Below are 10,499 nucleotides of genomic sequence, written 5' to 3' on the forward strand. Positions count from 1 at the left end.
GGCAGGAGAGGTCGTTGACCTCCATCATGAAGCCGTCGTCGGCGGCGAGCTCGGCCATCGCCTTGCGCTCGCGCGGCAGCGACATCAGCACCAGCGAGCCCATCAGCACTTTCTTGCCGGCGCCGGCGAGGCGCTCGACCACCGCCGGGATGTGCTCCTCGAGGAACGGCTGGCGCTTCGAGCACACCACCTCGCCGACCACGACGGTATCGACCGGCGCTTCGTCGGCGATGCGGAAATAGAAGTCGCGCCACTCTTCCGGCTTCCAGTTGAACAGCACCGGTCCAAGCGTGAGTTGCATGGGAGTAGCCTCGCTGTAGGTGGTTCGCGAAAAATCACTCGGCGCCGACAGGCGTCGGCGCCACGTTGTCAGCGCCAGGTCTTCTTGTAGGCGCCGGTGGTGGTCGACTGGCCTTCGGTCAGGCCGCGCAGTGCATCGACCGGGAGCGGCCGGCCGTCGTCGAGCGCGGCGAGCACGTCCTTGAAGGTCTTCACCACCCGCTCGATATAGGCCCGGCCGCGCTGGCGGCCTTCGATCTTGAGCGCCGCAACGCCGGCGGCGCGCAGGTCCGGCAGCATCGTGGTGGCATCGAGGCTGGCCGGGTCTTCGAACAGATAACCGCAGCCTTCGTCGGTCTGGTAGCGGCCCTTGCACAGCGTCGGATACGCCGCAGCCTCGCCCTTGGCGAATTTGTTGATGGTGAACTCACCGAGCCGCGACACCAGCGAGCCGTTCTGCTCGCGATACTGGATCGAGGCGGCCGGCGAACACACGCCGTCCATATTGGGCGACTTGCCGGTGGCGTAGGACGACAGCGAGCAGCGGCCCTCTTCCATCACGCACAGGCCGCCGAAGATGAAGACCTCGGTCTCGACCTTCACCTCTTTGGTGATCGCGGCAATTTCCTGCACGCTGAGGACGCGCGGCAGCACCACGCGCTGCGCGTTGAAGCTGTCGACATAGAACCGGATCGAATCCGGATTGGCGGCGGCCGCCTGCACCGAGACGTGCAGCCGCTGCTCCGGATGAGTCTTGGCGCAGTAATCCATGACGCCGACGTCGGCGAGGATCAGCGCATCGGCTTCGGCCTCGACCGCGTCGTCGACCGCACGCTGCCACAGCTCGACATTGCCGGCGCGCGCGAAGGTGTTGATCGCTACCAGCACCTTGGTGCCGTAGCGATGCGCGTGCGCGATCGACTCCCGCATCTCCTCGCGGCTGAAGTTCAGCCCCGGGAAGTTGCGCGCATTGGTTTCGTCATTGAAGCCGCAATAGATCGCGTCGGCGCCTGCGGCGACGGCATCATGCAGCGCTGCCGGCGTACCAGCGGGACAGATCAGTTCCATGCTCTAACCTCCGCCTCCGACACCCAGCTCTTCGCGATAGCCGGGCTGCGCGCCGACCAGGCTGCGCAAGATCCGTTCGATCGGCGCCGCCAGCGGGCCGAACCACGCCACCGACTCTTTCAGGAAGTCGACGCGGGAATCGTCGATCGCATTGCGCAGCGCGACCACCGCTTCCATGTCGCCGTCGATTTCGATGTCGCGCGAGAAGAACAGCGCGTCGCCGTCATAGGAGCCGTCGGTCATGCCGATCAGCGCCGACAGCGGCCCCGCGATCCGCGCGTGGATGTTGGTGGGCAGCTTACGCACCACCGTGACCCGCGGACTCATCCGACGCGGCTCGAGAACGAACGCAATCGGCAGGTCAGTCGGCGCGAGGCCGTAACGCTTGCCGGTGTGCGGACCGAGGCGATCGAAGATCCGGGGATGGCGCGCGCGAATTTCGCGCAAGCAGATTCCGAGCAGCACCTGCAGTGGCAACAGCGGCAACACCCGCGTCGCGAGGGCAAGCGGCACGGGCATCCTGGAGACGGACGAATTGGATACCGACATGGGCCACCTTATCGTGAACAGTCCGCGTAGCCCGGCCCCGACGGTACTTCTTTGCGCCTGATCAAAGACAGCGTCGATGGCAAGTGCTGACCAGTGTTGTCCGCAGGGAGACATCATGCTGAGCCGCGTCAAACCGCCCTTCCCTGATCTGCGTGCGTTTATTGGCTATCTCGAATCACGCGGACAGTTGCACCGCATCCGCAAGCCGGTCTCGGTGGTCCACGACCTCACCGAAATCCATCGCCGCGTGCTGCATGCCGGTGGCCCGGCACTCCTGATCGAAAACCCGATCAAGGCCGACGGCAGGCCGTCGGAGATGCCGATCCTGGTCAATCTGTTCGGCACGGTCGAACGGGTGGCCTGGGGCCTCGGGATCCTGCCGGAAAACCTGTCGCGGCTCGGCGAGGCGCTCGCCGAGATGCGAGAGCCGGCGCCGCCGCAGAGCCTGACCGACGCGTTGAGCAAACTGCCAATGGCCAAGGCCGCACTGGCGATGCGGCCGAAGATGGCGAAATCGGCGCCGGTGCAGGAAGTGGTGCTGACCGGCGACGCGGTCGACCTCGGCCGGCTGCCGGTGCAGATCCCCTGGCCCGGAGAGCCGGCGCCGCTGATCACCTGGGGCCTCGTCTTCACCAAGCAGCCGCCCCGCGCCCACGGCACCGACAATGTCGGCGTTTATCGGATGCAGGTGCTGGGCAAGGATCGCCTCATCATGCGCTGGCTGGCGCATCGTGGCGGAGCCAAGCACCACCACCAGTGGAAAGCCGACAAGCGCGAGATGCCGGTCGCGATCGTGATCGGCGCCGATCCGTCGATGATTCTCTCCGCAGTGCTGCCGCTGCCGGAGACGGTGTCGGAAATCAAATTCGCCGGCCTGCTCGGCGGCGAGCGGCCAAGTCTGACGCCGTGCCAAACCATTCCCATCAGCGTGCCGGCCGATGCCGAGATCGTGCTCGAAGGCTTCGTGTCACCGACCGAAACTGCGCCGGAGGGGCCGTATGGCGACCACACCGGCTATTACAACGCGGTCGAGGAATTCCCGGTGATGCGGATCACCGCCATCACCATGCGCCGGCACCCGATCTATCTGTCGACCTACACGGGCCGGCCACCGGACGAGCCGTCGCGGCTCGGCGAGGCGTTCAACGACGTGTTCCTCCCGGTCGCGCGGCGTCAATTCCCCGAGATCGTTGATCTGTGGCTGCCGCCGGAGGCGTGCTCTTATCGGATCGCGGTCGCCTCGATCAAGAAACGCTACCCCGGCCAGGCGCGCCGGCTGATGATGGGGCTGTGGTCGATGCTGCCGCAGTTCAGCTACACCAAGCTCCTGATCATCGTCGACGACGACGTCGATGTCCGCGACTGGGCCGACGTGATGTGGGCGGTCTCCACGCGGTGCGACACCTCGCGCGACATGGTGTCGATCAGCGACACCCCGATCGATTATCTCGACTTCGCCTCGCCGAAATCCGGACTCGGCGGTAAGCTCGGCATCGACGCCACCAACAAGATCGGCACCGAGACCGAGCGCGAGTGGGGCAAGGTGTTGGAGATGGACAAAGACGTGATCGCGCGGGTCGATGCGATGTGGACGAGCCTCGGGCTGTCGCCGGAACATCAGCCGGCGGCCGGGCAACGCCGACTGATCCGATGAGCACGCAGCACCGCATCGTGGTCGGCATCAGCGGCGCCTCGGGCGCTGCGGTGGGGCTGCGGGTGGTCGAACTGCTGGCCTCGGTCGATTGCGAAGTGCATCTGGTGGTGTCGAAAGCCGCAAGGCGGACCATCGGCTACGAGGTCGGACCGAACGCACTCGATCACGCCGCCGACCTGGTGCATCGCTTTCACAAAATCGACGACGTCGGCGCCTGTATCGCCTCCGGCTCGTTCCGCACCTCCGGCATGATCGTGGCGCCGTGTTCGATCCGCACCCTGTCGGCAATCGCCCACGGTGACCTCGACAATCTATTGGTGCGCTCCGCCGACGTGCAGCTCAAGGAGCGGCGCCGGCTGGTGCTGATGCTGCGCGAGACGCCGCTGCATCTCGGCCATATCCGCAGCATGGCGCAGGCGACCGAGATCGGCGCAATCGTGGCGCCGCTGTCGCCGGCGTTCTATCAGCGGCCGCGCTCGATCTCGGAAATGGTCGACCACATGGCACTGCGCGCGATCGGCTTGCTCGGCCTGAACGATCTGGAATTGTCGGCTCCCGAATGGTCCGACGACACCCCGCCGACCTGTCCGAAGCCCTGAGCCGCTCCTTCGATGCACGGCCTGCTCCTTCTCCCCGCGCGCGGGGAGAAGTGAAGAACTGCCCCTTTTAGTTACACAGCGGAATGCGCTCGGGCACAGCCTCTTTCGGCACGTCCTTGCGCAGGTCGACGTCGCGCGTCAGCGGGAAGAAGTCGCCGGTGCGCTCGGTCTTCAGATACGTCGTGACCAGAGTCTTGGCCGGCAGCGTGCCGGTACGGCAGGCTTCGGCGCCGACCCCGATCGTCAGCGAGCCGCGCTCGCCCTTTGCCTTGTGAGCCGCCATTTGGTCGCGGACCGCGAGCAGCCTCGGCACATCCTCGGGTGCGATCCGGAAGGCGTAGATCATGGTGTCGTTCGTCACTTCGTCCTTCAGCGACAACAGTTCGCCGGGATCGTCGAGATCGGCCAGCACGAACGCCTGCTCGCGTTTATCCGCGCCCACCGCCACGGTGACGCGCAGAGTGACCCGGCGCGGCCGCAGCCCTTGCGGCAACCGCACGGCAATGCGCAGCGCCGCCGGATCGGTTGCTGCCAGATCGGTACGCACCAGCTTGACCATCGAGGTGATCGGAACGGAGCTGCAGGCAGTCAGGGCACCGAGCGCCATGGCGGCGGCAGCAAATCTGAACGAGGCGGGGACACACATGGAGCTCATCCTGTCTTGACGATGATAAATTATCGTTTTACGATAATTTCATCTCGAAATAGATGATGGAGCCTTGCAATGCAAGCACGACTATCCGGCACCTCGATCGGACTGACAGGTCCGGCGGCCACCAAGCTGGTGCGGCTGTCGCGCGCGATGGAATGGATGAGCACGATCGGGATCGTGCTGATCGTGGGCCTGATCGGCGCCGCCTTCCTGGTCCCGAGCTGGACCCGCAATCTGCTGCTGACCAAGCTCGGCGAGATCGGCACGCGCCTGCCGCTCGACGCCGGCAATCAGGCGCTGGCGGCGGTGATTATCAGCGTGCCGGTTGCCGTGATGCTGTGGGGGTTGGTCAATGTGCGGTCGCTGTTCGCCGAGTTCGCTCGCGGCCAGGTCTTCACCACCACAGCAGCCACTCACCTGCAGCGCTTCGGCATCGCCGTGCTGGCGCAGGGTCTGCTTGGCCCCGTCACCGCGACCGCTTTGGCGCTCGCGCTGTCGCTCAGCAATCCCCCCGGTCAACGTCTGCTGGTGCTGACGTTCTCCAGCAACGACTATGTTTCGGTGATCGTCGGCGGCGTCCTGGTGGCGGTCGCGGCGGTGATGCGCGAAGCGGCGCGGCTGGCGGACGAGAATGCGAGCTTCGTGTAGGCGATGGCGATTGTGGTCAATCTCGACGTGATGCTGGCGCGGCGCAAGATGCGCTCGAAGGAGCTCGCCGAGCAGATCGGCATCACCGAGCAGAACGTCTCGCTGCTGAAATCCGGCAAGGTGAAGGGCATTCGGTTCGAGACGCTGTCACGGATTTGCGCGGTGCTGGAGTGTCAACCCGGCGACATTCTCGAATACGTCGACGACAAGTAGCACCGAACAAGAAAAGGCCGGCAGCTGCGAGGCGCAGGTGCCGGCCTTCAAATTTTCAAGTTGGCGCCGCGATCGGCGCGGGCGGATCGACGTCCGATCAGGCCGTCGCAGGCCGCGAGGCGTGTTCGTGCGGCCGCCAGTCTTCCGCCGCTTCGTCCCAGTAATGGGCGTCGTCGAAGCGCTTCCAGTGCGCGTTCTGCGCCACGACCTCACGGCCGCCGATGATCAAGGCCACCAGACCGATCAGGCCGACCAGCCCGTAGATCGCTGCGATCAATGCAACAATGGTCAAGGCTCTTTCCTCACTGTTTGCGATGAGCACCCTGGAAGCTCGACGGCGGGTGCGCCCGTCTTGAACTCGTAGCTTAGTTCACCGAACTCAGTTCGCCCACGCGAACCAGCCGAAGCGCCGCTCGGGTGCCTGCTTGGCGGTCACCACCGGAGCCGGGGGCTGCGGTTGCGCACGCTGAGTTGCCTTACGCCACAGATCGTCGACGACGAGATACGCAATCAACGCAGGGCCGACGGCGCACGTCAGGAACAACACGAGCGATCCGACAGAATCTAGAAACACGTCACACCTCCTGCTTTCGTCGAAGGCAAAACTAGGGAAAGTACCGCTGCCCGCATTGCGCCGGATCAATTTTGCCGACCCGGCTCAGGAACCAAGAAGTGATTAGTTCCATGTAGTTAGCTGTTTATTAAGCGGGGTTTTCGAGCCCAGAACCGCATGAAAACACTACTGCTCACTGTGTTGTGAATTGGCCGCAATAGCGGCGCCACAACGAGCGCGCGCATCGTCGAGCTTTGCAGCACACGCAGAGCGACAACACGTCGCGCCCCCCCGTGCGCGAACAGTCAGGCCGGCTTCAGGCGGTAATGACTCACGCCCCATTCGTCGCCCTCGGCATAGCCGAACAGCCCGGAGGTTGCGAGGAAGAACCAGCGCCAGCGACGCATCCACAACGCGGTGTCGTCGCCATAGACCGGGCGCAGGATGGTTTCGATCTCGTCGCGGTGACGATCGAAATTGACCAGCCAGTCTTCGGCCGTGCGCTGGTAGTGACGACCGCTCCAGCGCCACTGCTCGTCGATCTCGAACAGATCGGCGTATTGCCGGATCAGCCGGTGGCTCGGCATCACTCCGCCGGTGAAGAAATGCTGCGCGATCCAGTCGGCAGGGTCGGCACGGTCGAACAAGTAAGTGCCGCGGCGGTGACTGAAGACATGCATGAAGAACAACCCGCCCGGCTTCAGCCAGCCGCGGATCCAAGTCATCAGCTTGCGCCAGTTCATCATGTGCTCGAACATCTCGACCGAGACCACGCGGTCGAATTTGTCGTGTGGTTCGAACGCATTCATGTCGCAGGTGACGACGCGCAGGTTCATCAGCCGCCGCGCGGCGGCCTGAGCCTCGATGTACTGCCGCTGCGACGCCGAGTTCGACACCGACAGGATCCGCGCGTAGGGAAACCGCTCAGCCATCGCCAGCGACAGCGAGCCCCAGCCGCAGCCGAGTTCGAGGATCGCCTGGCCGTCGCGCAGGTCGGCGTGCTCTATCGTCAGCCGCAGCGCCTCCGCTTCGGCCTGCGCCAGCGTGGTCTCGGCATCGCGATAGAAACACGACGAGTATTTGCGGTGGGGGCCAAGCACCTTGCCGAAGAACGCCGCCGGGACCTCGTAGTGCTGGGCGTTCGCCGCGTCGGGATGCTCGGCGACCTCGCGCGCCGCCATCGCGTGCGCGAATGCCGCGTCGCTGGCCTCATTGCCGAGCGCCATCTTGGCGGCGGTGCGGGCGCACAGCATCCGGATGCCGGCGCGAATCACCGCGTCCGGCAGCGGCACCCGCTCGGCGATGTCGATCAGCGAGGCGAGCCCGCTCATGGCGTGGCGGAGCGCCGGGGTGGCAGCGGGAAGAACATCGAGGTCCTGGCCTGATAGTCGCGATAGCGGTCGCCGCGCGATTTCAGCATCTGCTCCTCGAGCGGCGGAATGCCGGTGACGTACACCAGGATCCAGTACATGAACAGCGGCGCTGCCACCGCCGCATAGCCCCAGAGGTAAGACAGCGGCTCGGCGAACGGGATCGCGATCACCGGATAGGCCAGCCAGCCGAACCACTGGAAGAAGTAGTTCGGATGCCGCGACCACCGCCACAGCCCGGCGTCGCACACCTTACCCTTGTTGGCGGGATCTTCACGGAACGCCTTGAGCTGGGAGTCGGCCAGCCCTTCGCCGGCGATGCCGACGATCAGGATCAGCACGCCGAGATAGTCCTGCAGCCGCAAGCTGCCGGCCGGCGCATGCGCCGCGACGAAGATCGCGAACACCAACGGAATGGTGGCGTAGGCCTGGTTCTGCAGGAAGAAGAACATCTTCTTCGGCGCATCGGCGCCCCACTCCGCCGCGTAGGCGGCGTAGCGCGGATCATCGGAAATGTGCTGGGTGCGGGCGGCGATGTGCGAGCCGAGCCGCAGCGACCACGCCGCGACCAGCACCGCCACCAGCCATTGCCGCGCATCCGGCACAGCGCCATCGATCGGCCACAACGACGACACCGCGCCGGTCAGCCCGAGCGAAAATGTCCAGATGGTATCGACCCAGCCGGAATTGCCGGTCCGCTGCTGCACCACCCAGGCGCCTGCCATCAGCACCGCCAACGCCACCGCGATTCCCGCCAGCGCTCCGAGATACACACCCGTCATCATCCACCCGTCGTTCGACTGCCATGCTGAGACGGCAGATACGCTCTGCGCCACGTCGGAGTTTCGATTCGAGTTCCCCCGCGACGCGGTGGCGGATAACCGCCGCAACGGCTTTCTTCCGCGCCGTGCTGTGCCATATTGGGTGAAACAGCCGCTTCCGGCAAACCGGAGACCAAACCGACGATGGCTTCAGGCCCTTCCCCGCGCCACGCGATGGAGATCGAACTCGACAAGCTGTCGTCGCCGCGAATCTTCCTGGTGCGGATGCTGGTGTTCCTGGTGCTGTGCGCGCTGATCGTGGTGGTGCTGTACAAGCAGGTGCTGGCCGCGTTCATGGCCAATCCGGGCCTCAACGGCCTGATCGGCGCGGTACTGGTGATCGGGATCGTGCTGGCCTTCCGCCAGGTGATCCGGCTGTATCCCGAGGTGGCCTGGGTCAATAACTTCCGCATCAACGATCCGGGGCTGGCGCTCGACCGGCGGCCGAGCCTGCTGGCGCCGATGGCGGCGATCCTCGGCGGCGAGCGCTCCGGGCGGATCGCGATCTCGCCGCAGACAATGCGGCACCTGCTCGACTCGATCGCCACAAGGCTCGACGAAGCACGCGACATCTCGCGCTACATGACCGGCCTCTTGGTCTTCCTCGGCCTGCTCGGCACGTTCTGGGGCCTGATCGAGACCGTCGGATCGATCGGCGGGGTGATCGGCAGCCTGAAAGTGACCGGCGATGCCGGCTCGCTGTTCGACACGCTGAAGGAAGGCCTCGCCGCCCCGCTCGGCGGCATGGGGATTTCGTTCTCGTCGTCACTGTTCGGTCTCGCCGGCTCGCTGATCCTCGGCTTCCTCGATCTGCAGTCCAGCCAGGCGCAGAACCGGTTCTACACCGACCTCGAAGACTGGCTGGCCTCGACGGTGCGCAGCTCGGCCGGCGATGGCGCGCTTGCCGGCAGCGCCGACCTGCAGGCCGCGCTCGAGCGGCTGCGGCTGACACTGGAGGACGGCGGCGCCAACCGCGCCACCACCGCCGCGATGGCCAACCTCGCCAACGCAATCCAAAGCCTGGTCGCGCACATGCGCAACGAGCAGCAGATGATCCGCGAATGGGCCGACGCCCAGGGCGAGCAGAACCGCGAGATCAAGGAGCTGTTGTCCGCCCTGGTGCAGCGGCCGGAGAAAAGCCTGCGCGAGCCGGAGAAGAGCTGATGGCGCTGGCTCGCGGCCGCCGGCAGGAATCCGGCTTCAATTACTGGCCCGGCTTCGTCGATGCGCTGTCGACGCTGATCCTCGGCATCGTGTTCCTGCTCACCGTGTTTCTGGTGGTGCAGTTTTTCCTGTCGCAGGAGGTCACCGGCAAGGACAAGGCACTGGCCGAGCTGAACGCCAAGATCGCCCAGCTCAACGACATCCTGTCGCTGGAAAAGCTCGGCAAGCTCAATCTGGAGGAGCAGCTCGCGCAGATGCGTGCCGGGCTGTCGGCCGCCGAGAGCGAGCGCGACCGGGTCAAGGGCCTGTATGACGGGCTCGCCGGCGCCGGCAACGACGCTGCCGGCCGCGCCACCGAACTCAACAAGGCGCTGGATTCGGAAAAGCAGATCTCGGCCCGCGCGCTGGCGCAGGTCGAGGTGCTGAACCAGCAGATCGCGGCGCTGCGCCGCCAGCTCGCCGCGCTGGAAGAAGCGCTCGACGCATCCGAAAAGCGCGGCAAGGAATCCCAGAACAAGATCGCCGATCTCGGCCAGCGGCTGAACGTCGCGCTGGCGCAGCGGGTGCAGGAGCTGTCGCGCTACCGCTCGGAGTTCTTCGGCCGCCTGCGCGCCATCCTGGGCGACCGGCCCGACATCCGCATCGTGGGCGACCGTTTCGTCTTTCAGTCCGAAGTGTTCTTCGATACCGGCCAGGCGCTATTGCTGCCGGAAGGCCGCGCCGAGCTCGACAAGGTCGCCGAGGCGTTGAAGGAGCTCGACAAGAAGATCCCGGCCGAGCTGCCCTGGGTGGTGCGGGTCGACGGCCACACCGACAAGCGGCCGATCACCGGCGCTTTCAAGTCGAACTGGGAGCTGTCGAGCGCCCGCGCCATCTCGGTGGTGCAATATCTGATGTCGCTCGGCGTCCCGGCGCCGCGCCTGGTCGCC

The 10,499-nt window shown here is 65.6% G+C and carries 13 protein-coding genes and 1 pseudogene; 6 read left to right on the forward strand and 8 right to left on the reverse strand.

Annotation, left to right across the window (positions count from 1 at the left end; translation table 11 throughout):
* The 3 genes and pseudogenes from DYI24_RS13630 to ubiT form a co-directional block, all read right to left on the reverse strand.
* A pseudogene (locus DYI24_RS13630) lies at positions 1–301 on the reverse strand (U32 family peptidase); the annotation flags it as partial.
* Between the two features lie 68 nt (positions 302–369).
* Entirely contained in the window at positions 370–1,347 is a 978-nt protein-coding gene (gene ubiU / locus DYI24_RS13635; protein ID WP_011156468.1) for a ubiquinone anaerobic biosynthesis protein UbiU, read from the reverse strand.
* Positions 1,348–1,350: 3 nt separating this feature from the next.
* The gene (ubiT, locus tag DYI24_RS13640) at positions 1,351–1,896 is read right to left on the reverse strand and encodes a ubiquinone anaerobic biosynthesis accessory factor UbiT (protein ID WP_107343086.1); all 546 of its coding nucleotides are present in this window, start codon (positions 1,894–1,896) and stop codon (positions 1,351–1,353) included.
* A 115-nt stretch (positions 1,897–2,011) separates the two neighbouring features.
* Between ubiT and DYI24_RS13645 the strand changes: the two genes are divergently transcribed.
* On the forward strand, positions 2,012–3,550 hold the full coding sequence (locus tag DYI24_RS13645; protein ID WP_164572678.1) for a UbiD family decarboxylase: 1,539 nt from the start codon (positions 2,012–2,014) through the stop codon (positions 3,548–3,550).
* Positions 3,547–4,149 (forward strand): UbiX family flavin prenyltransferase, encoded by a 603-nt coding sequence (locus tag DYI24_RS13650; RefSeq protein ID WP_164572679.1) that lies wholly within the window; start codon positions 3,547–3,549, stop codon positions 4,147–4,149. Before DYI24_RS13645 ends, DYI24_RS13650 begins: the two co-directional genes overlap by 4 nt.
* Positions 4,150–4,216: 67 nt before the next feature.
* Here DYI24_RS13650 and DYI24_RS13655 read toward each other — a convergent pair whose 3' ends face one another.
* Positions 4,217–4,795, reverse strand: coding sequence for a hypothetical protein (locus DYI24_RS13655; RefSeq protein WP_164572680.1), 579 nt, complete (start codon positions 4,793–4,795; stop codon positions 4,217–4,219).
* 78 nt (positions 4,796–4,873) lie between these two features.
* On the opposite strand from DYI24_RS13655, the gene DYI24_RS13660 reads away from it, so the two are divergent.
* Together DYI24_RS13660 and DYI24_RS13665 are read left to right on the forward strand one after the other, a co-directional pair.
* On the forward strand, positions 4,874–5,449 hold the full coding sequence (locus tag DYI24_RS13660) for a DUF2975 domain-containing protein (protein WP_164572681.1): 576 nt from the start codon (positions 4,874–4,876) through the stop codon (positions 5,447–5,449).
* A 3-nt stretch (positions 5,450–5,452) separates the two neighbouring features.
* Positions 5,453–5,662: a helix-turn-helix domain-containing protein gene (locus DYI24_RS13665; RefSeq protein WP_164572682.1), complete on the forward strand. Its 210-nt coding sequence runs from the start codon at positions 5,453–5,455 to the stop codon at positions 5,660–5,662.
* A gap of 97 nt (positions 5,663–5,759) precedes the next feature.
* Here the strand turns inward: DYI24_RS13665 and DYI24_RS13670 are convergent, their stop codons facing one another.
* The 4 genes from DYI24_RS13670 to DYI24_RS13685 all read right to left on the reverse strand — a co-directional run bounded on the left by DYI24_RS13670 (position 5,760) and on the right by DYI24_RS13685 (position 8,370).
* Positions 5,760–5,954 carry a hypothetical protein gene (locus DYI24_RS13670; protein ID WP_107343081.1) on the reverse strand — a complete coding sequence of 65 codons (195 nt, stop codon included), beginning with the start codon at positions 5,952–5,954 and terminating at the stop codon, positions 5,760–5,762.
* An 87-nt stretch (positions 5,955–6,041) separates the two neighbouring features.
* Positions 6,042–6,209 (reverse strand): hypothetical protein, encoded by a 168-nt coding sequence (locus DYI24_RS13675; RefSeq protein ID WP_205502341.1) that lies wholly within the window; start codon positions 6,207–6,209, stop codon positions 6,042–6,044.
* Positions 6,210–6,520: 311 nt separating this feature from the next.
* Positions 6,521–7,546 carry an SAM-dependent methyltransferase gene (locus tag DYI24_RS13680; RefSeq protein WP_164572683.1) on the reverse strand — a complete coding sequence of 342 codons (1,026 nt, stop codon included), beginning with the start codon at positions 7,544–7,546 and terminating at the stop codon, positions 6,521–6,523.
* Complete coding sequence (locus DYI24_RS13685) at positions 7,543–8,370, reverse strand: DUF1295 domain-containing protein (RefSeq protein WP_502706342.1); 828 nt, start codon at positions 8,368–8,370, stop codon at positions 7,543–7,545. Before DYI24_RS13685 ends, DYI24_RS13680 begins: the two co-directional genes overlap by 4 nt.
* A 180-nt stretch (positions 8,371–8,550) precedes the next feature.
* On the opposite strand from DYI24_RS13685, the gene DYI24_RS13690 reads away from it, so the two are divergent.
* Both DYI24_RS13690 and DYI24_RS13695 read left to right on the forward strand, forming a co-directional pair.
* Positions 8,551–9,570: a flagellar motor protein MotA gene (locus DYI24_RS13690; RefSeq protein ID WP_164572684.1), complete on the forward strand. Its 1,020-nt coding sequence runs from the start codon at positions 8,551–8,553 to the stop codon at positions 9,568–9,570.
* Positions 9,570–10,499: peptidoglycan -binding protein (locus tag DYI24_RS13695; RefSeq protein WP_164572685.1), on the forward strand; the 930-nt coding region annotated here is incomplete at its 3' end. The genes DYI24_RS13690 and DYI24_RS13695, both read left to right, overlap by 1 nt.

Origin of the sequence: Rhodopseudomonas sp. BR0C11 (genome assembly GCF_010820945.1) — a bacterium.
Taxonomy (GTDB): domain Bacteria; phylum Pseudomonadota; class Alphaproteobacteria; order Rhizobiales; family Xanthobacteraceae; genus Rhodopseudomonas; species Rhodopseudomonas palustris_H.